This window comes from Shewanella woodyi ATCC 51908, from assembly GCF_000019525.1.
GTDB lineage: Bacteria > Pseudomonadota > Gammaproteobacteria > Enterobacterales > Shewanellaceae > Shewanella > Shewanella woodyi.
The window spans coordinates 5,516,073-5,537,318 of the sequence record NC_010506.1 but is presented as its reverse complement, the minus strand read 5'-3'; the positions used below and the strand labels follow the sequence as shown (position 1 = coordinate 5,537,318).

At 44.4% G+C, this 21,246-nt stretch carries 17 protein-coding genes; 8 read left to right on the top strand and 9 right to left on the bottom strand.

Annotated elements, in window-relative coordinates:
- Nucleotides 1-212: 212 nt before the first annotated feature.
- The 5 genes from folE to coaBC all read right to left on the bottom strand — a co-directional run bounded on the left by folE (nucleotide 213) and on the right by coaBC (nucleotide 5,680).
- Entirely contained in the window at nucleotides 213-872 is a 660-nt protein-coding gene (gene folE, locus SWOO_RS23425) for a GTP cyclohydrolase I FolE (RefSeq protein ID WP_012327141.1), read from the bottom strand.
- 240 nt (nucleotides 873-1,112) lie between these two features.
- Nucleotides 1,113-3,086: an alpha/beta hydrolase family protein gene (locus tag SWOO_RS23420; protein ID WP_012327140.1), complete on the bottom strand. Its 1,974-nt coding sequence runs from the start codon at nucleotides 3,084-3,086 to the stop codon at nucleotides 1,113-1,115.
- Nucleotides 3,087-3,257: 171 nt separating this feature from the next.
- Nucleotides 3,258-3,851 carry a nucleoid occlusion factor SlmA gene (slmA, locus tag SWOO_RS23415; protein ID WP_012327139.1) on the bottom strand — a complete coding sequence of 198 codons (594 nt, stop codon included), beginning with the start codon at nucleotides 3,849-3,851 and terminating at the stop codon, nucleotides 3,258-3,260.
- A 144-nt stretch (nucleotides 3,852-3,995) separates the two neighbouring features.
- Nucleotides 3,996-4,454, bottom strand: a complete 459-nt coding sequence (gene dut / locus SWOO_RS23410; protein ID WP_012327138.1) for a dUTP diphosphatase — start codon at nucleotides 4,452-4,454, stop codon at nucleotides 3,996-3,998.
- Nucleotides 4,454-5,680 carry a bifunctional phosphopantothenoylcysteine decarboxylase/phosphopantothenate--cysteine ligase CoaBC gene (gene coaBC, locus SWOO_RS23405; protein WP_012327137.1) on the bottom strand — a complete coding sequence of 409 codons (1,227 nt, stop codon included), beginning with the start codon at nucleotides 5,678-5,680 and terminating at the stop codon, nucleotides 4,454-4,456. Before coaBC ends, dut begins: the two co-directional genes overlap by 1 nt.
- A 219-nt stretch (nucleotides 5,681-5,899) precedes the next feature.
- On the opposite strand from coaBC, the gene radC reads away from it, so the two are divergent.
- From radC to argA, 4 genes are all read left to right on the top strand, one after another.
- On the top strand, nucleotides 5,900-6,577 hold the full coding sequence (gene radC / locus SWOO_RS23400; RefSeq protein WP_012327136.1) for a RadC family protein: 678 nt from the start codon (nucleotides 5,900-5,902) through the stop codon (nucleotides 6,575-6,577).
- Nucleotides 6,578-6,704: 127 nt separating this feature from the next.
- A complete protein-coding gene (gene rpmB, locus SWOO_RS23395) occupies nucleotides 6,705-6,941 on the top strand; it encodes a 50S ribosomal protein L28 (protein ID WP_012327135.1) in 237 nt (78 codons plus the stop codon).
- 6 nt (nucleotides 6,942-6,947) lie between these two features.
- Nucleotides 6,948-7,121 (top strand): 50S ribosomal protein L33, encoded by a 174-nt coding sequence (gene rpmG / locus SWOO_RS23390; RefSeq protein ID WP_011494790.1) that lies wholly within the window; start codon nucleotides 6,948-6,950, stop codon nucleotides 7,119-7,121.
- 547 nt (nucleotides 7,122-7,668) lie between these two features.
- Entirely contained in the window at nucleotides 7,669-8,988 is a 1,320-nt protein-coding gene (argA, locus tag SWOO_RS23385; RefSeq protein ID WP_012327134.1) for an amino-acid N-acetyltransferase, read from the top strand.
- A gap of 34 nt (nucleotides 8,989-9,022) precedes the next feature.
- On the opposite strand, the gene SWOO_RS23380 is transcribed toward argA, so the two are convergent.
- The gene (locus SWOO_RS23380; protein WP_012327133.1) at nucleotides 9,023-9,742 is read right to left on the bottom strand and encodes a Crp/Fnr family transcriptional regulator; all 720 of its coding nucleotides are present in this window, start codon (nucleotides 9,740-9,742) and stop codon (nucleotides 9,023-9,025) included.
- Between the two features lie 87 nt (nucleotides 9,743-9,829).
- Between SWOO_RS23380 and SWOO_RS23375 the strand changes: the two genes are divergently transcribed.
- Together SWOO_RS23375 and SWOO_RS23370 are read left to right on the top strand one after the other, a co-directional pair.
- Nucleotides 9,830-11,203, top strand: coding sequence for a hypothetical protein (locus tag SWOO_RS23375; protein WP_012327132.1), 1,374 nt, complete (start codon nucleotides 9,830-9,832; stop codon nucleotides 11,201-11,203).
- A 105-nt stretch (nucleotides 11,204-11,308) separates the two neighbouring features.
- Nucleotides 11,309-13,720: a TonB-dependent receptor gene (locus SWOO_RS23370; RefSeq protein ID WP_012327131.1), complete on the top strand. Its 2,412-nt coding sequence runs from the start codon at nucleotides 11,309-11,311 to the stop codon at nucleotides 13,718-13,720.
- 57 nt (nucleotides 13,721-13,777) lie between these two features.
- Here SWOO_RS23370 and rarD read toward each other — a convergent pair whose 3' ends face one another.
- Nucleotides 13,778-14,668 (bottom strand): EamA family transporter RarD, encoded by an 891-nt coding sequence (rarD, locus tag SWOO_RS23365; RefSeq protein WP_012327130.1) that lies wholly within the window; start codon nucleotides 14,666-14,668, stop codon nucleotides 13,778-13,780.
- A gap of 124 nt (nucleotides 14,669-14,792) precedes the next feature.
- Nucleotides 14,793-15,257, bottom strand: a complete 465-nt coding sequence (locus tag SWOO_RS23360) for a thioesterase family protein (RefSeq protein ID WP_012327129.1) — start codon at nucleotides 15,255-15,257, stop codon at nucleotides 14,793-14,795.
- Between the two features lie 258 nt (nucleotides 15,258-15,515).
- On the opposite strand from SWOO_RS23360, the gene recQ reads away from it, so the two are divergent.
- The gene (gene recQ / locus SWOO_RS23355) at nucleotides 15,516-17,342 is read left to right on the top strand and encodes a DNA helicase RecQ (protein WP_012327128.1); all 1,827 of its coding nucleotides are present in this window, start codon (nucleotides 15,516-15,518) and stop codon (nucleotides 17,340-17,342) included.
- 20 nt (nucleotides 17,343-17,362) lie between these two features.
- Here recQ and SWOO_RS23350 read toward each other — a convergent pair whose 3' ends face one another.
- Nucleotides 17,363-19,114 (bottom strand): diguanylate cyclase domain-containing protein, encoded by a 1,752-nt coding sequence (locus tag SWOO_RS23350; protein ID WP_012327127.1) that lies wholly within the window; start codon nucleotides 19,112-19,114, stop codon nucleotides 17,363-17,365.
- Nucleotides 19,115-19,644: 530 nt separating this feature from the next.
- On the opposite strand from SWOO_RS23350, the gene leuA reads away from it, so the two are divergent.
- Nucleotides 19,645-21,216 carry a 2-isopropylmalate synthase gene (leuA, locus tag SWOO_RS23345; RefSeq protein ID WP_012327126.1) on the top strand — a complete coding sequence of 524 codons (1,572 nt, stop codon included), beginning with the start codon at nucleotides 19,645-19,647 and terminating at the stop codon, nucleotides 21,214-21,216.
- The last annotated feature ends 30 nt before the right edge of the window (nucleotides 21,217-21,246 follow it).

The following is a 21,246-nucleotide window of genomic DNA, read 5'->3' as shown; positions in this document are numbered from 1 at the left end:
CGGAACGCTACGCTTACTGAAAAGATAAATGCCGCTGTTATAGTTAAATATAATCGCGGCATTTTTTATGACTTTTACCGTAAGGCCGAAGGCCGTTCTGTTATCTGTGAACGAGCCTGCGAGTGTTCCGTCTTCGGTCTTTTGCTTTACCTAGCAGGCCGAAGGCCGCTCTCGGAGCGAAGCGTCCTAGAACCTAGTACCTTCTTTTAAATTTAGTTACTAAGAAATTCTGCTCTTGTCGCTGGATTGGATTTAAAAATGCCACCCAATGCTGTGGTTGTGGTTGAGCTGGTTGAGTCCATCACGCCGCGGGATTTCACGCAGTAGTGAACCGCGTCCATCTTAACGGCGACATCTTTAGTTTCGAGCAGTGTCTGTAGGGCGACTAAAACTTGTTGTGTTAGCCGCTCCTGAACTTGAGGACGCTGGGCAAAAAATCGCACAATACGGTTAATCTTCGATAGACCTATGATGTTTTTCCGTGGCAAGTAAGCCACTCTGGCGAGTCCATCTATGGTCACTAAATGATGTTCACAAGTACTGGTTAGACTGATGTCATTGACCTTAACCATCTCATCGAATCCCATCTTATTTTCAATGACAGTGATCTTTGGAAAGTTGGCATAATCTAGGCCAGAGAAGATCTCATCCACATACATTTTAGCGATACGCTTTGGGGTATCTGCCAAGCTATCATCAGTGAGATCAAGAGACATCAAAGTTAAGATCTCACGCATATGTTGCTCAATCTTAACTTTGCGATCTTCGGCGCTGAACTCGCTCGGTAGCATCGGTGTTTCTAAACCACGCTCCAATAGCGCAGCCTGAACAAGCTGTGCAGACTCACTTAGGATTGCTTCTTTTGATGTCATAAGTTCCTCCACCATAATAATAAGTGGTGATATTCGGTATCTTTTGTCCAGAGACTGCGAACCTCTTAGGGAGAGCTAGTTATCTCACATAAAACGGAAAATGTAGAGTGGCAACTGTTCGCATGAATTCAGAGAGAACGGAGGATACCGTTATTTGGTGTAAATATACACCATAAAAGCAGGTTTAGATAAGAAAAAAAGCCGATGGTGGCCATCGGCTTTTCAGTACGTTTTATAGGGTTATAGCTTAAGATTCTCTTTTAAGAACCCCATCATCTCAGCAAAATATTTGGCTCTGTGTTCGTCGTTATAAAAGCCATGACCCTCATCATCCATAACTAGCTGTTGAAAGGGATAGTTGTGCTTTTTGAGTGCTTCCTCTAATGCTTCAAACTGTTCGATAGGGGCGCGCTCATCATCACCACCATGAACCAGTAGTAGCTTGGCTTTGAGCTTATCAACATTATAGGTTGGAGACATAGCCTTCAACACTTGTGGATCGTCACCCAAAACCTGCTTTAAATAGCGCTCTCCTGCACGTCTTCCTTGGATATCGCCCTCTTCAAACATAAGTGGTAGATCGTAGACGCCTGCAAAGCCGATTGCACACTTAAAGAGGTCTGGTTCGATAATGGCACTTTGCAGCGCTGAGTAGCCACCGAAACTTCCGCCCGCAATACAAACCCTCTCTTTATCCACTATCCCTTGTTCTATGACATATTTAGTGGCATCAATAATGTCATATTGAATATTCGTGCCCCATTTTTGATGACCAGCATGTTCAAAATCGGCTCCGTAACCACCTGAACCACGAAAGTTTACCTGAAGTACAGCAGCACCTTGGCTAGCGATCAGTTGATTTTGAGGGTCGAATCCCCACCAATCTCTTGGACCATGGGGGCCGCCGTGTGGGTTAACCACAAGTGGTAAGTTTTTAGCATCTACGCCATAGGGGAGTGTCAGGTAGCCGTTTATCTCAATTCCGTCTCGACTGGTGAACTTGATGGGCTTTACATCTGCCATCTGATCCGGATCTAGCCATTTTTTTTCTGAGAAAAGATAGGCAAGATTGACTGCTTTGGAGTCAAATAGGTAGTAATCGCCAGGGTTTCGATCGTTAAATGCTTTAATTATCATCTTCTCAGCATTGTTGGTTTGACTGACCAGATGTATTTGATGACCGGGTAGTGATGCCAGTAGCTGCTTAATGTATTTAGCCGATGGATCTTTGGGGGCGATAAACTCATATTCTGGATAGCCGTTTTCATACTCAACGGCATAGAGTTTTTTACTGGTCTTGTTAATCCAGATATTGCTGGGGTCAACCACCTTATCTTGGCTTACTAACTTCTGCTCACCTGTTTTGATATTGAGAAGGTAGACGCCTTCAGGCTTACCGGACTCACTACCTGTGACATAGAGACTGTCTTTATCATCAGTAAATGCAATAGGAGTTAGGTTATTTAAGTTGTGGGTTAGCTTATCGACGTTTACCCATTTACTGTCTTGGCGGTAAAACAGCTCATAGTTGATATAATCTCTGGTGCCACTGACAAAGCGTACTTCACCGTCATTATCGGTGAGAAAGTTTGCATTTGGGATAGGGGCGCTGGCTATTTTTTTACGTTTGCCACTGTAGAGGTTAACTCGGAAAACTTTTTGAGTGTTTTCTTGCCAGTTGCTTCCTCCGTGACCCCATGGGAGTGCTTTAATTAGTATATATTTTTTATCTTCAGGGAGTGGATCTAGGATGTAAGCTGTGGCTCGCATCGGCGTGTTTTGTTTTATATGTGAACCAGTTTGCTGACCACCGCTTTTGTGGCCAAAGAGATAGATTGGTCGGGAGCCATCGGCATTGACTGCAAATAGTTCACCATAATATAGCGGATGGTCTTGCCAGCCTTTGAGATGCTCTATCTGAAGCACAATGCGCTCATCATTAGCCCAAACATAGTCACGAACTTGTGCATTACCAGGAAAAAATACCGCATGAGTAAGTTTGTTGGTTTTTGAATCAAGAATAAGCAGTTTCTTTTTACCATCATGTTTAGTGATGGCGCTGATGTAATCACCTTCGGGCGATATCTTAACGTCAGTAAATTCAGCCCCTCGGCTGAATAGCTGTTCGGGAGTTAACTTATCTGCTGCATTGGCTTGAGGCGGCAAACCAATAGCGACCAGTAGCGTGATAGTTATTAATTTTATTAAAGTCATATAACTTCCTTGTAACGCCTTGTATAAAAGTGTTAACACTTGTCTTTGGTGCTCAAGGTAAGGGAAAAGTTGTAGAGATTCAATGGATGTTAAAAATTTAGTTGTGTTCAGGTATTTGGTAGAGGTGACGACATATCGCCGTCACAAATAATATCACTGAGTGTTAGTTATTTAACTCTGTAGCAGTTGCTGCTGGATAAATACCCACTGCTCTTCAAAGTGTGTGGTAGGTTTTTGTTTAAACTCACTACGAACAAACTGAGAGATACGCCCCTCAGCGACTGCCAGCAGTAAGTTAGCCAGGATGGCTTCATCTAGATTAAAACCTTTGCCTTCACGGAGTGTTTTTTCGCGCAGGATCTGTTTCAGGTGGGTCTCAATTTTAGAGAATATCTGTCCTATTCTGCTACGGAGGCGATCATGTTCACCGAGAAGTGCATCGCCATTGAGCAGGCGTGAGATCCCCGGGTTACGCTCGGCGAATATCAATAGTAGTTGTAGCAGATGCTGACAACGCTTCATGGTGTCCTTCTCTTCATCCATGATGAGGTTGATGCGCGACAGTAACGACTCTTCAATAAAGTCGATTAATCCCTCAAACATCCTCGCTTTACTTGGAAAGTGACGGTAAAGAGCGGCTTCAGATACACCGACTTCGGCTGCTAATTTTGCTGTTGTGATTCTCTGTCCTGGATTGGTTTCTAGCATAGTGGCTAGACATTGGAGTATATGTTCGCGGCGGTTGATCTTTGGGCTTGCAGCCATCTGTTTTTCCTTGACTCTATACAACTGGAGCTAGGTGATATCTCCGCCAGCACAGTAGATACGTGCTCTGGCGAGGTCACTCTTATGTTTTTTTAATGTAATGGAGCGAGTTATTTAATCCGCTCCATGGGCTTTGCTGTGTAGCTAACTGGTACCTGAGTGACCGAAGCCACCTTCACCACGCAGTGAATTATCAAATTCATCGACAAGCTTAAATTCGGCTTGTACTACAGGAACAAAGACTAATTGTGCCAGACGATCACCTATCTCTATGGTGTATGGCTTATCACCCCTGTTCCAACAAGAGACCATAAGAGGTCCTTGATAGTCTGAATCGATAAGGCCGACCAGATTACCCAGTACAATGCCATGTTTATGACCTAGTCCTGAACGTGGAAGAATGACAGCAGCGAGACTTGGATCGGCAACATGGATGGATATTCCAGTTGGGATTAAACGGGTTTCACCCGGCGCAACACTAAGGCTGGTTTCAATCATGGCACGCAGATCCATGCCTGCGCTGCCTGGTGTCGCATAGGCAGGCAGAGGGTATTCAGATCCAATCCGAGAATCTAAGATTTTAACTTCAATCGGTGTCTTCATTACTTGTCGTCTTTTAAAAGGGCTAGTTGATCCGCAATTAATGTGAGTAGTTGACCTGCTAATATCTGCTTATCAGTGGTTGGCAGGTCTTGCTGTCCGTTGGCCCAGATGACCTTAAGTGCGTTCTGCTCTGTGTTAAACCCTTGAGCTGGGTTAGACACGTCATTTGCCGCAATCATGTCGAGCTTTTTCCTGATAAGTTTATCTTTGGCGTAATGCTCGACGTCTTTAGTCTCGGCGGCAAAGCCGACCGTAAAGGGACGCGGTTTGTGGCTGGCAACCGTGGCTAAGATATCAGGATTTCTAACGAGTGCAAGTTGCATATCCTGTGCTGATTTTTTTATTTTATCTTCGGCTACCTGGTCGATGCGATAATCGGCAACAGCAGCGCAGCCGATAAAAATATCATGAGTATCAACATGCTGCATAACGGCGCTGAGCATATCTTGAGTCGATTCCACATCGATACGCTTAACACCTGAGGGTGTTGGTAAGTGCACAGGGCCTGCGACTAAGATGACATCGGCGCCCATAGCAGCTGCGGCAGCGGCAATTGCAAAGCCCATCTTTCCTGAGCTGTGGTTTGAGATGTAGCGAACAGGATCTATCGCTTCTCGAGTTGGTCCTGCGGTGAGTAGAATAGATTTTCCCTGAAGTAATTTAGGTGCAAAAAATTGTTCTACTTGCAGGGCTATTTCCAGAGGCTCTTGCATACGACCTGGGCCTACTTCACCGCACGCTTGGCTACCTGATGCTGGTCCCCAGATCGTTAAACCACGTTTGGTTAAGTTTGCTAGATTATCTTGGGTTGCTTGATTGCGGTACATCTGCTGATTCATGGCTGGGCAGATAACCACAGGAGCCTCTGTAGCTAAACAGGTTGTGGTGATAAGTTCATCGGCCATACCTGCATTGATACGTGCGATTAGATTAGCAGTCGCAGGGGCCACAACAACCAGATCGGCCCACCGAGCCAGCTCAATATGACCCATGGCAGCCTCTGCAGCAGGATCCAGTAGATCTGAAGCGACAGGGTACCCTGATAAGGCCTGCAAAGTCAGGGGGGTGATAAACTCTTTTGCACTTTGACTCATGACAACCCGCACATCAAACCCGCGCTCTTTTAAGCGGCGTATAAGATCGGCTGACTTGTAGGCTGCAATTCCGCCTCCAATGGCGAGCAAGACATTTTTGGTTACCTGACTTTTATTCTGACTCTGGTTCATAACATGGCTCAATAAGAAATGTTGTTTATCGTCACAACAGAAATTGCGCTTAAGATAGCACAAAGCAATGGGTTGAGAGGATACAAGTTTCAAAAAATCAGAATATGAAAACAAAGATTAAGTTGAGTTGATTTGCAGTAAACAGAACCTTCTAAGTATGAGAGTGCAAGTTTTGTAATCTAAGCCATACTCAGGGATTAGTCACACAGGGAGGTCGTGATGGGAATTAAAGACTGGCCAGATGGTGAAGGCCCTAGGGATAGATTGATCAAGTTTGGCGTATCACAACTGTCTGATGCTGAAGTTTTAGCTGTACTCCTCAGAAATGGCTCACAGGGATTAAATGCTGTTGAGCTGGCAAGAAACCTAATCAATGAGTTTGGTGGCCTTAGAGAGGTGCTAGCGGCCTCGCAATCTCAAGTTTGTCGTTTATCTGGAATGGGACCTGTCAAATTTGCTCAACTGCGCGCGGCAGTAGAGTTAAGTAGTCGAGTTTCTGCGCAAAATTTAAAAAGAGGAAAAATATTGAGTGATCCTGATTTAACTCGGGACTATTTAATGAGACAATTGCGTGATCGTGCCTATGAAGTTTTTGCAATTTTATTACTGGATAGCCAGCACAGGGTGATTCAGTTTGTTGAACTATTTCGTGGCACCATAGACTCAGCTTCGGTATATCCTCGTGATGTAGTTAGCTTAGTACTAGAAAAAAAGGCCGCGGCTGTGATTGTCTGCCACAACCATCCATCAGGAGTTGCGGAGCCAAGTCACGCCGATAGGCGAATTACTGAGCGATTGAAATGTGCGCTCTCAACCATAGATGTTTCCTTGTTAGACCATATGGTTGTAGGCGATCGCGAGATAGTTTCATTTGCAGAGCGGGGATGGATAGATTAACTATCCCTTGATCTTTATTTTTAGATCCTGTATAAAATGCGCCCTCTGTTGTGTGCCTCAGGCGACGGCCATATTCGAGGTACATTAATGCTCGAGCGTTATATATATTGTTTTGGAGAAGTTTGACATGTCAAGAGTATGCCAAGTAACTGGCAAGAAACCAATGGTTGGTAACAACCGCTCACACGCGAAAAACGCGACACGTCGTCGTTTTTTACCTAACCTACAAAATCACCGTTTTTGGTTAGAAGGTGAAAAGCGTTTCGTTAAGCTACGTATCTCTACTAAAGGTATGCGTATAATCGATAAGAAAGGTATTGAAGTTGTTGTTGCTGAACTTCGTGCCCGTGGCGAGAAGGTATAATAAACCATGGCTAAATCTAAAGGTAATCGTGAGAAGATCAAGCTAGTTTCTAGCGCTAAAACTGGTCATTTCTACACCACTGAAAAGAACAAGCGTAACATGCCTGAAAAGATGGAGATCAAGAAGTTTGATCCAGTTATCCGTCAGCACGTTATGTACAAAGAAGCTAAAATCAAGTAATTACTTGATAGCTAGTTTTCTTAAAAAGCCCCTTATAAAGGGGCTTTTTTTTGCCTGAAATTTCTACTTTTACTTATACCAATCAGTATAAGAAGTTGATCTACTCAGAGTGTCTTTTGGCAAGCTAATTCAAGGCGAATGGATGATGGAATGGTTTTCCCTTGTGAGTTCATTCAACGCAGAAGTAGGCAGCCAAAAACACTCCTTACAGGCGAGTTTTAGCGGTTCTGATGCTGTGTTAACGAGCTTGACCGTAGAATAACTATGCTCTTCACTCGTTGCCTTACCTCAGAACCGCTAAACTCTCGCTGAGCGATCAAATCTTTATACTGATTGGTATTACTACCTTTGTGAAAAAATATTCAGTTTAGTGGTATCCCGCTCTATCGCGACTAGCCTCCTATTAAAGCTCATCCTTGAAGTTGTTTATTTAAATGTTCAAAGTGATAATAAATGCTGTTAAAGTGAATTAAAATGCAATATTATCGATTTATTATTACAGTACATGCTGTAAGCCGAATAATGATGACTTAAGTGAGATATTAGTGTGCGTACCACAGAACTTGTTGAAGGATTTCGTCACTCAGCCTCCTATGTGAATGCTCATAGGGGAAAGACTTTTGTTGTGATGTTAGGGGGAGAAGCCTTAGCTCAAAACCAGTTTCGCTCGATCATTAATGACATTGCGTTGTTGCACAGTCTGGGGATTAAGATGGTGCTTGTTCATGGTGCTCGTCCGCAAATTGATGAAGCCTTGGCTGAGCGAGCGATAACTCCTGAGTATTACAATGGGGTTCGCATTACTGAAGAGGAGGCTTTTAAGGTCATTAAGCAAGTTGTTGGAGGCTTGCAACTCGATATCACAGCGCGACTTTCCATGAGCCTGAGCAACACACCTATGCAAGGGGCACAGATTAACGTGGTCAGTGGTAACTTTGTTATCGCACAACCTTTAGGGGTTGATGATGGTGTCGATTACTGCTTGAGCGGTAAGGTGAGACGTATCGATGTTCAAGGTTTGAAGACCCAGCTCGACAGTAACGGTATCGTGCTTTTGGGTCCTATTGCTGCTTCAGTGACGGGAGAGAGTTTTAATCTCACTGCCGAGGAGGTTGCAACTCAGATTGCAGTAAAACTTAAGGCAGATAAGATGATCGGCTTTAGTTCTCAAAAAGGGATACTAGATAGCGCTGGTGAAGTGTTGGCCGAGCTAATGCCAAATGAAGCGCAGTCGATCTTAAATCATATTGATGCTCAAAGCGGTGTTTGTGTCGGTACTAAAGCTTTCTTAAAAGCCAGTATCGATGCATGCCGTAACGGGGTCTCACGCTGTCACTTTGTTAGCTATTTAGATGATGGCTCTTTGCTGCAAGAGCTTTTCTCCAGAGATGGGATTGGCACTCAAATTGTGACTGAAAGTGCTGAGAGGCTACGTAGAGCGAGTATCGGTGATATTGGTGGCATACTCGATCTTATCCGTCCACTTGAGGAGAAGGGGATCTTAGTGCGCCGCTCTCGTGAACAGCTTGAGATGGAGATTGAGCAGTTTATGCTGATTGAGCGTGATGGCTTAGTGATTGGCTGTGCGGCTTTCTATCCCTTTGAAGAGGACAGTGCTGGTGAGTTCGCCTGTTTAGTGGTTCATCCTGAATACCGCGACGCTGACAGAGGGAGTCTGTTGCTCAAGAACATCATAGGTCAAGCCAGAGTACGTGGTTATACCCGTCTGTTTGCCTTAACGACTCGTAGTATCCATTGGTTTTTAGAACACGGCTTCGAAATTGTTGAGGTGGATGAGTTACCAGATAAGAAGAAGCAGCTGTATAACTATCAACGTAAGTCTAAAATTTTGGCTTTAGGGCTTTAGGGCTTTAGGGCTTTAGGGCTTTAAGCAAATTTCGTTAACTGGCGAGATTAGGCAGCTTCTCGCTATTGATTAAAATTTTTCGATAACCGATGCTAATGATCTGCTCTTTTTCTAACTCGACAAGTAGTTTATTGGCGGTCTGGCGTGAGAGGTTGAGAAAAGAAGCAAGATGCTCTTGGGTGACATCGACCTGTAACCATCCGGGCTGGTCATCCATTGGGGTAGCACTAATTTGCGCTAAAATTTGGACCAACATCCTGACTCTGGCGGTTAGTGAGTGTAGGCTGACAAACTCAGTCCAGCTCATTAACAGTTTGAACTGTCTGTTTATCTCTGTCATCACCTTTGGGTAGAGGGCGGGGTTATTTTCACACAGCTTGCGGATCACTGCGCCTGGCACTGAGATCACCTCAGATTTAGCCGTAGCAACCCAGTCGTGGGAGAGTATTTGATTATCGAAACAGGAGATCCAGCCAACCCAACGTTGAGGACCAATTGGAGGAAATCTTACCTCCTTGCCATCTAAGCTGGTCGCAACAATATTTAAGCTGCCATTGATAACAAATCTAACTTGATCTCCCACATCTTCCCTATGGGCTATAACTGTCTCATTTTTATATTTATTAGTCTTTAATTGGCTCAGAATATAGTCGATTTCATCCTGACTACAGACACTAAAAACCCCGGAGTAGGCTAGAAAACTAGTTAACTCCTCTTGGCTATATTTTCTTAAAGATTGTCTATTTGGCGACAATTGCCCCTCTCTTTATCGTCTAGGTTAATAATCTAAATCTATTTACGGAACTGAAACATCTCTGTTTCATCTCCGATGGGGAGAAAGATGACTTACAAGATCGCTAATATAATAAACACGCAACGCCTTAAATGGGTATCTGTTTTTTTACTCGCCGGTGCAAGCATGAATATTCAAGCTAAACCACTGGATTATGAGAAGCCGACTGCTGATATCGAGGGGCCTAGATCTTGTTTCTGGAACCGAGGTCCTTTTAGTGCTGACCCCTATATTAACGTAGCTTACCCTGATGCCAATGTCTTCTATTGGGCGGCAACCTTTACTATTCCTAAAGGGGCTAAGTTGGAGGTTGATGGTGAGTTTGCCCATGCAAGATACCAATCTTTAATCAGTTACGATGAGCGTGGAAGACCACAAGATTCTGTGGCTGATTACCTTATTGCCCCTAAACTTAATAACACTAACCCCTACCAAACTGGGGCTGATAGGCAGGCTGAAGAGCGAAGTTACAGCATTGCTGTTCAAACGGGGATGCCGCCACAAATTGAGCGCGGTGTGATGCAGCGTAATACAGTTCGTACCGATATCTATGCGCCGAGTTACCGCAAAGATCAGCAGTTGTTAATCTATCGGATCTATCTGCCTGATGAGAAGGCTTCGATAACAGGTGGTGTGCCTCTACCTGAGCCTGTATTAACCCTAAGTGACGGTAAGCGGCTACGTGGTGGTGAAGCATGCGCGGCACTAAAAACTGGTCAGCAACTTAAAATTGACCCTAATGCACTAAATATCAGTGCTGAGAAATACGTGGCTCTTAGGGATCAAGCTGATAAACCAGCCACTTGGCCTGCAACTAATCCATCTTCTTGGTATATCCAATATGATCGAGAGTTTCTACTCTCTATGTATTCAGGTGAAAAGGTGAAGATGGGGCGACGTTCTGAAGGGGGGTTCTACCCCAACTTGGATAACAACTATATTCGTACCATAGTGAATCGAAAGTTTGGCAAGGTATTAGTCCTTCGCGCCAAGATGCCCAATATTAGTAAGTCATTTTATGGGGAGCGTAAACATGCTGATGCCGATCTGCGCTACTGGTCTATCTGTTCGAATCAAAGTTTTGCTAATACCCGAGTGACAGACTGCCTATTCGATGAAGAGGTCCCCTTGGATAAAAACGGTTACTACACGATAGTGGTCTCTCGAGAGGAAGATCGCCCTCGAAATGCTAAGCGGGAGTGTGGTGTGGCTTGGCTGGAGATGGCTGAAGATGGTGATGGTCTAGGTGATGAGGATATGGCGGTAGTGCAGATCCGTAACTTACTTGCCTCGCCCGATTTCCCCCATGCTGTACAGAAAATATTGAAACCAGGTGATGAGAAAGCTGTGATGCAGGAGTATTTTCCTAAATCTCATTACATGATGCCCTCTATGTTTGAGGCAGTATTTCCCTGTATTTAACGGGTATGGCTCACTGGGGAGAGTGAGCCTATTTTCAGATGGGGTTTAGTTGTATTCATCTGCGTATTCCAATAACGATTAAAAATAGAAGAAAGAGAGTGGATTATGCGAGTAACTATGCGATTAACATTGTTATCGAAATTGATTGTTGGTGCCTTGATTGGAGCCCCCTTGGTGTCATATGCAAATGATGAGACAAGCGCAAGTGATGTGGGTGAAAGGCAGCTTGAGGTGATCACTGTCACGGCACAAAAGCGTACTCAGAGTGTCAAAGAGGTGCCTCTCTCAGTGGCTACGGTCAGTAGAGAGGCGATAGAGGATATGAATATCAGCAACACTGAGGAGTTATCGAGCCGTATTGGTAACTTCAGTGTGAGCCAATCAGGTCAGGGGTTTAATATCTACATGCGTGGTCTGGGCTCTGGGCCAAACCAAGGGTTTGAGCAGACGGTAGGAACCTATGTTGATGGGATCTACCGTGGCAGAGGGCACTTGATGCGTAGCACCTTTCTCGACCTTGAGATGGTGGAGGTACTCAGGGGGCCTCAAGGAACCCTGTTTGGTATGAACACCACTGCAGGGGCGCTTAATCTGACCACTGCGGCACCGACCGATTACTTCAGCGGTTACCTTAATGGTAACTATGACATGACGGATCAAGGGTTAACGTTTGAGGGAGCGATTTCTGGTCCTTTGGCCGACAATTTTCAGGCGCGTTTTGCATTTAGAGCAGTAGACAGTGACGGCTATATGACCAATAGCGTGACAGAGCAAAATGAAGTGCAACATGAAACATTGTTGGGACGATTATCTTTAGCTTGGCAACCAACAGATAGGTTAAGTATCGATCTCAAGTTACAAGAAGACAAAGATGAGTTTGTTGGTGACAGTAATACTAAAGGCATATTAGAGCCTGCTTTGGCTGCTGCGAACCCTGCGCTTGCTGCGAGTTTAGGTGATTATGGTGTTAGTCTGGCATCAGCAAAAACAACACCTAGTTTAGGTGAGGTTGAAGGGGGGGAGTTTACGGCAAGTCATCAAACCTTAAAGATAGAGTATGAACTTGATGAGCACACGTTAACGGCTATCAGCGGTTGGCAATCCTATCAGGTAGATACCTCAAATGATGGTGATAGAACCCCACGTCCCTTACTTTTTCGTAGTGTCAGTGATGAAGAGTATGACCAATTTAGCCAAGAGCTTCGTTTAGCATCACAGGGAGGGGAGACGTTTGATTATATTCTTGGAGCCTATTATCAAGACTCTGAGCTTAACTATGATGAACATTTTCTAGCTTATGCACTGCAGTTTGATGGTGTGCGACAGTTCGGGACTGACTCTGAGGTGATGAGTGTGTTTGGTAAGTTTGACTGGCAGTTAGATGATAACTGGAGTGCAAGCTTGGGGCTTAGGTATACCCATGAGGAGAAAGAGGGGTCTCGGGATCTAACCTTGGTGGATCTGGTATCTGGTGAGCCTATCTCCCAAGTGCCCTTAATTACCCCCCCTGCGCTTAAACCCGCGTTGGATCAATTTGGGCTTCCCGCTATTCCAGGCTCAGTTTACAGCTTGATGTTAGGCGCTGATTATCCCTATTTAGATCCTCTTTTACTTGGTAGCAATACACAGAATATCGCCAACCCTATTTATCGAACTGGAGCGGATCATAGTATCCGAGCAGAGCGAACTGAGGAGAGTTTCACGCCTGCTCTTTCAGTAAGGTATCAACTGGAGGATGCGATGTTTTACGCCAGTGTTGCTAAGGGAGCTAAGTCTGGTGGCTTTGATGCCAGAGCGAATCTTCCCGAGAACTTCGAGTTTGATGATGAATCTGTTTTGTCCTATGAGATCGGCAGTAAGCTTACTTTAGATAGTGGCGCTGCAGATCTTAATTTAGCATTGTTTTATATGGAGTTTAGCGACCTGCAAACCTCAACATTTGATGGCAATACAGGCTTTTTTGTGGAAAACGGCGCTAAAGCAACCTCATATGGTTTAGAGTTAGATGGTCGCTGGGCATTTGCTGATGACTGGATGTGGTCTGGTAGTTTAGGTTTGCTTGATTTTAGCTGGGATGAGTTTAGTGGAGCAAAATGCTTTACCAGTTTAAGTCAGACCTCAACCAATATTGAAGCTAATGGCAGCTCTTGTGATCTTTCCGGTCAACCCAATGCACTGTCACCTAAGGTATCAGGCAGTACTTGGCTTGAGTATCGCAGTGAGCTTAGCAGTGATTATGATATTAGAGTGATGGCTGAGACAGTGTTTAAATCCAGTTACTTTACCAATGCCGATCTCAACCCATTCACAGAGCAGGAGGCGTTTGTTAAATACAATGCACAAATCGCCTTGATCAATACTAATTCTGATTGGCAGCTAGGTTTAATATTAAAAAATCTGTCTGATGAGATCACGATCAACAGCTCCTATGATATGCCTTTTACCCCTGGTGGCTACGTGGTTTACACCGAACCTGGGCGAACGGCGACTCTGCAGTTTAGCTATAAGTTTGATTAATCTCTGTGCTGTATTTAAGACAAAGCCCCATTATGGGGCTTTATTTTTATCATAATTTTACTGTTTGATAGGTTTTCTTTTGTAAAACATATCAATAGTAAAGATGATTAAGGCACTCCAGATAAAGCCAAAGGTGATCCCTTTCTCAAGGTCGAACGGCTCATTATAGAGAGTGATGGCCATGATAAACATAATACTTGGGCCGATATACTGGAAGAAGCCCAGCATAGATAGCGGGATCCTTACCGCCGCTGCTGCGAAGCACAGTAACGGGATTGTGGTGACCACTCCAGCTGCCATCAATAGCAAGTTGAGCGATAGCTCATTACTCATCAAGTTTGTCATTGAGTCACCAAAGTTAGCAAAAAGGTAGAGTAGAGCGATGGGAAATAGAATCGCAGTTTCCACTAACAGTCCTGTTTTTGCATCCACATTAACCTTCTTCCTTAATAATCCATATAAGCCAAAGGAGCTAGCAAGTCCAAGTGAAACAAGGGGAATAGAGCCAAATGAGATCAATTGAACTAAGACACCTGTGCCAGCTAAAATAACTGCTAGCCATTGGAGCTTACGTAAGCGCTCGCTCAGAAACACCATGCCCAGCATGACATTGACCAAAGGGTTGATGAAATAACCTAAACTCGCATCCAGCATATGGTCGTTGTTAACCGCCCAGATAAAGAGTAACCAGTTACCAGCAATCAGCACTGAAGTAAGGGTGAGCACCATCAGCTGTTTGGGGCGTTTAAGTACCTGTCTCAGTCTAGAAAAGCCACCAAACATCATCATAAGTAGGGTGACGAAAATAAAAGACCAGATCACTCGATGGATTAATATCTCAGTCGCTGATACTTGATCGAGGAGTTTAAAATAGAGGGGAGCAAAACCCCAAAGGGTGTATGCGCATATGGCGGATGCGATACCTTTGTTTTGTTCTGAACTAAGCATTAATCAAGCTACAAAAGGAGAGAGGCCGCTATTGTATGCCTCATAACCAGTGGGCTCAAGTTCAGTCTTGATTCGACAAGTGTCAGCTGTTTGTGACAGCAGGAAAGTTAAACTTACATTTTATTTAACCGACCATGTAAGTACCTGTTCCAAATGCAATATGATCGCCATTTTCATTATGAAGCTCCATTCGGCAAACAGAAACACGGTTGCCAGCACGTATTACAGTACCGGTACCAGTAAATATTGTTCCTCTACCGGGACGCAAATAGTCAATTCTAAGATCTATCGTGCCTAAGGTTTGCAGTCGGGTCTGTAGATCTTCAATGCTCCAATCATCACGACTGGCGACTAGGCCTGAAAAGGCGGTGAGCCCACCGACAACATCCAACACTGTGGCTGTAACCCCACCATGCAAGATCTGCTGGTGAATATTACCTATAAGCTCAGGTTTCATATTCACCACTGCTTCAACCCCATCAAGGTCGTATCGTTTAATATCCATGCCTAGCAGATTGTGAAAGGGAACCTGCTTATCAAAGACCTCTGCAACTCGCTGTAGGATCTCGTATTGAATCGGTGTTGTCATGGAGATTACATTCCCTGTTGTCGATTATTAGAGCAATTAATCTATCCCTTATTTAGGTTGTTAATCAAGCAAAAAACACAAAATACACGAGTGATAAATTAGAACATCTCAATAAAATCAGATTAATAAGGTGAGTTTATTCGGCTAATGGCTTGAAGTAGCCAGTAGAAAAATCAGCAGATAATGAGGCGTAATAGGCAAGCAATTTACTCAGTTTGGTATTAGAATAGTCAACCCAATTTCTGACTCTGAAGCCCAATGGAACAAGTGATAGACCAAACTCAATTAGATCCGCTTTCATTAAGTCTGCAGTCTGTTTTCGGCTACCGGACATTCAGAGATGGGCAGAAAGAGGTGATAGAGCAGAGTTGTTCGGGCTATGACTGTTTGGTGATCATGCCCACTGGTGGGGGGAAGAGTCTCTGTTATCAATTGCCAGCTTTGCAGTTGCCAGGGTTAACCCTTGTGGTGTCTCCGCTTATATCCTTGATGAAAGATCAAGTGGATAGCTTGATCCAGATGGGAGTGAGCGCGGCTTATCTGAACTCCTCACAGCCAAGAGAGGAGAGTGCTAGGATTTTACAACAGATGCACAGTGGTGAGCTTAAACTGCTCTATGTATCGCCAGAGCGTTTGTTACAGGGACATTTTATCGATAGGCTTCATGAACTGAACCTCTCCCTTTTTGCTATCGATGAAGCACACTGTATATCACAGTGGGGCCATGACTTTAGACCTGAATATGCCGCCTTGGGTAAGCTCAGAGAAGTTTTTCCACATGTACCTATTATGGCGCTAACAGCGACTGCAGATCAGGCAACCCGAAAAGATATCTGTGACAGGCTAACCATTACCCCATATTCATTATTAACCAGCTTTGATCGCCCCAATATTCGCTATACGGTGGCGGAAAAGCTCAATGCTGCTAACCAGCTGCGCCAGTTTGTTGCAGCGCAAAACGGTAATAGTGGCATTATCTATTGCAGTAGCCGTCGACGTGTCGATGAGGTGGCTGAACGCCTTAGACTTCAAGGTCATAATGCCGAGGCTTATCATGCTGGCAAAACCCAAGAGGAGCGGGCTGATGTTCAGGATCGATTCCTGAAAGATCAACTCGATATTGTGGTGGCGACCGTCGCTTTTGGTATGGGGATCAATAAATCGAATGTGCGTTATGTTGTGCATTACGATATTCCTAAAAGTGTTGAGTCTTACTATCAGGAGACTGGTCGAGCTGGACGAGATGGATTGGAGTCTGAGGCGCTACTGCTGTTTGATCCAGCCGATATTGGCCGAGTACGCCATCTTATCGAGCAATCAGAACCAGGTCCTCAGCAGCAGGTCGAGTTTCATAAACTTAATACCATGGCGGCATTTGCCGAGGCACAAACCTGCCGGCGTCAGGTGTTACTGCACTATTTTGATGAGAGTGCCCTAGAGCCTTGTGGCAACTGTGATATCTGCTTGGATCCACCGAAAAAGTACAATGGTATTCAAGATGCTCAGAAGGTGTTGTCCTGTATCTATCGCTTAGATCAACGTTTTGGTATTAACCACCTGATTGAGGTACTTAGAGGGTCTAAAGCTGCAACTGTGTTGGAGCGAGGTCATGATAAATTATCAACTTGGGGAATTGGCAAAGATAAGAGCCATGAGTATTGGTTGAGTATCATACGCCAGATCATTCATCTTGGTTTTGCCAGTCAGGATATTACCCGTGGTTCCTCTGTGAAACTGAATCCATCGGCGCGTTCGGTGTTAAAGGGTGAGGTGGAGTTATTGCTTGCAGAGCCAAGAATGGTACTGCAAAGCACCACTAAGCGTCGAGGTAGTAGTACACGAGCACCACTTAATTACGATCGTAAACTGTTTGCTCGCCTTAAGCAGTTAAGACGCAAACTGGCTGAAGAGTTAGATGTGCCACCCTATCTGGTATTTAACGATGCCACTTTAGCTGAAATGGCGGCCATACTGCCTACAAGTCCTGGGGAGATGTTGGCCGTAAACGGAGTTGGCGAGCGTAAGTTGACCCGTTTTGGAGATGAGTTTCTTGATGAGATAAGCAACTATTTAACCAATAGTTAGTTAACTCTACAGCATACTGATTATTCCGCCGCGACTTTATGTTGCTTACTATGCCTTAGTTGTTGGATGTTAGCGCGTTTAACTAGGGAGCTAAGACTGTCCTGCTGCTGCATTTTTGAGTAACCAATTTGGCACTTTTTCTCATGTAGCAAAGGTGTCATCAGCTCTTTTATCTGCTCTATAACCTTTAACGTTCCCTTCTCCTTGGTATAGGGCAGGAGTAACACTATCTCCTCATCACTGTAATTGAGCATAACATCTTGCTCTCTAAGTAACTTTTCAAGTTGGGCATTGAGTACAGGGAGATCGTCACGATAAACCTGTAGGGTATTTATCAAGATAAGGCTTAAGGGGAACCCACCTAATTTACTGTTACTTAGCAGTCGTTCTATCTCCTGCTCTTTAGTGTTTGGCTCCGGTACTGAGATTATTCGCTTAGCTTGCTGCTTAGTTTTAAATGTGATGAAGCTAAATAACAGCGCGAGAAATAGCAGAGTCAGTAAAATTAGATAGCCTGATTTAACTCCAAACCCCTGATTTACAGATGCAATACTTCTATCCGTCTCTGATTTAAATAGTTGGTTTTGTCTGCTCAGCTTAGTGTTCAGTTGTAGTAATCGTGTATCTTTAATGAAGTTATAAGCGTTTTCAGCCTGATTAAAGCGCATGATTTGATACTTTAACGCTAGTTTGTAATTTTCATTTTTTTCATAATGCTGACTTAAAATCTGATAGCAGATCACCAACTCATCGTAGCGTGATGTACGAACGGCAAGTGCTATCGTGTTCTCCATCAAGGCCAATGCCTTGTCGGTCGTGCCATGAGCAAGTAATACTTCCGCCAGTTGCCTCTGTGTGCGGATTATCTCTAGCGATTTATTCTCTTTCTTAAAGGTATTTAAACTGATCTCCAAAAGTTGAATCGCTCTGCGTAAATTACCGCGAAGAAATTCAAGTTGGGCCATCTGGGTGTAGCTTTGGGCGAGTTCAAAGGCGCTGCCAAGTTCTGGTAACTGATTTTTTGCGTTGAGGATTAAGGTGTCGCTGGTGGGCAAGTTATTGAGTTGTGCCATCTTGGCTAACTGAGTGATGACTAATGCTTTAACCTTTCCATTAAGCGGTTTTGAACTCAGTGCATTTTCAATGACAGTGTAGGCTTGTTTGAACTCACCTCTTTTAGCTAGCAATTGACTCAATGATAGTCGCACATGAGCCAATGGTGGCCAGCTCCAATTAAGCGCCTGATTTGCGATCTCAGGGAAGATATCTATCGCTAAACGCAGATCTTCAGAGGCGTTACCATAACTGTCAATCTGGGTATCTATGATCCCCCTTATTCGCAACCCATTAATAAGAGACTGTCCTTGCTTGAGTTCACGTGAGAGTTCAATGGAGTTATCGAGGAGAGGAAGCGCTTGTCGGTAATCACCAAAATTAGTAAATGCGCCGGCCATGCAGTTGAGGAAGTAGGGCCTTGCTGATTCTAGTTGGAGGACTTTAGCCTTAGCTTCGCTCATTCTAGCGATATTGATTGCAGCTTGATTTTCACCGAGTTGAAGATAGGTTTCACAGCGTAATAGAGAGAGTCGCAGCTTTTCGGTTTCGGATAACTTAATAGGGGAGCTGATGTTGTCGAGTTTGTTGATCTCCTCAAGCGCCCTGCTCGGGTACTCGTAGAGCAAGGTATTAATATTATCGAGGCGGTCCATAGTATCAGCCCATGCTGGTGCAAACCAGAATAGCAGGCAGACTACTATGAGGCGAAAGTCCATTTATAAAAGTTCCAATTAACAGTTCAACACGTTGAATCATGCATTATAACGAATTATGCCTCTATATTGTATTAAAAATCAGCAAGGCGTGATGTTTATATGAATGCTTAGTTAGGCGAGTTGCAAGAGGGCTTTCAAAATGTAACGACTGGAGTTTAGAAAGTAAGCTGGTTCATTTAAAGATGCAGAACAGAGTTTTTCTGGTCTAATCTGTCCTGAATGAGGAAAATGGGGTTGACACTTGAGGCTCCACACGTTAAAAATTAACCGCTCTATCAGAAAATGAACGCATAATTATTTATGTGGATTGAATATAACAACGAATTAAGACAGATGAATATTAGCCGTGCATTACTCAACCTCCTCATTCTCATTCTCGCAGTTTCTGCGCGGAGGATGTAGTGTTGCACGCTTGATTAGAGTCACCAACATTCAAAACCCCGCGCTACGAATCGCGGGGTTTTTTGTTTTTGTACCCGAGCAACGAGAAGTAGCGCATTAAATAACTAGCTATTCCACGGAGAAACTAGATGTCTAACCGAGTGATTATTTTTGATACAACCCTACGTGATGGGGAGCAAGCCCTAGCGGCCAGTTTGACGGTTAAGGAAAAACTACAGATAGCACTCTCATTGGAGCGTTTAGGTGTCGATGTGATGGAGGTGGGCTTTCCTGTTTCCTCCCCTGGCGATTTTAAATCTGTAGAGACAATCGCACGAACGGTAAAAAACAGCCGAGTGTGTGCATTAGCCAGAGCCCTTGAAAAAGATATCGATGCCGCAGCGCAATCTTTATCTGTGGCTGATCAGTTCCGTATTCATACCTTTATCTCAACCTCGACGATTCACGTTGAAAGCAAACTAAAACGCTCTTTCGATCAAGTACTGGAGATGGCTGTCGGTGCGGTTAAGTATGCTCGTCGCTTTACTGATGATGTAGAGTTTTCCTGTGAAGATGCGGGGCGTACGCCAATTGATAATTTGTGCCGTATGGTTGAGGAGGCGATCAAGGCTGGCGCTAAGACAATTAATATTCCTGACACTGTGGGCTACACAGTGCCGAGTGAGTTTGGCGGCATCATTGAAACCCTATTTAACCGAGTGCCTAATATCGATCAAGCGGTGATCTCCGTTCATTGTCATGATGATTTGGGCCTTTCGGTCGCGAACTCAATTACCGCAGTGCAGCAAGGTGCACGTCAGATCGAGTGTACGGTTAACGGTATTGGTGAGCGAGCGGGTAACTGTTCACTCGAAGAGATCGCCATGATCTTGTCGACCCGTAAAGCAGCACTTGGACTAGAGACTGGGATTAATGCTAAGGAGATCCACCGTACCTCTAGCTTAGTCAGCCAACTTTGTAATATGCCTGTACAGGCTAATAAAGCTATCGTGGGCGCGAATGCATTTACTCACTCATCGGGTATCCATCAAGATGGCATGCTGAAATCGCAAAATACCTACGAGATCATGACACCTGAAAGTATCGGTCTTCCACGTAACAATTTGAATATGACATCTCGCTCTGGTCGACATGTGATTAAGCATCGCATGGAAGAGATGGGCTATGGCGAGCATGATTATGATATGGACGTCTTGTATGAATCTTTCTTGAAACTTGCAGATAAGAAAGGCCAAGTATTTGATTACGATCTTGAAGCTTTAACCTTTATGGAAGCCCAAGCCGAAGAGGAGTCATTTTATCAACTTAAACAGTTAGTTGTGCACTCCGATTCCACACAGGGAAATGCAACTGCCACAGTGAAGATAGAGCTTGATGGTGAGGTGGTCACTGAGGCTGCTACAGGTAATGGTCCTGTGGATGCCGCTTATAATGCAATTGCACGTGCTAGCAAGTGTGAAATTAATATCACTAGCTACAAGCTAAGCGCTAAAGGTGAGGGGCAAGACGCCCTAGGTCAGGTGGATATTGAGGCGAGTTATCAGCAGCAAAGTTTCCACGGTGTTGGTTTAGCGACCGATGTGGTAGAAGCGTCGGTGCAGGCGCTCATACATGTGATGAACCTGACATGGCGTGCGGATAAGGTTGCAGACTGTAAGCAAAAGATCCAGCAAAAAGCGAGATCTCTTGGTGGCGTTTAACGCTTAGTAACTGAAAAATCATTAGAATAT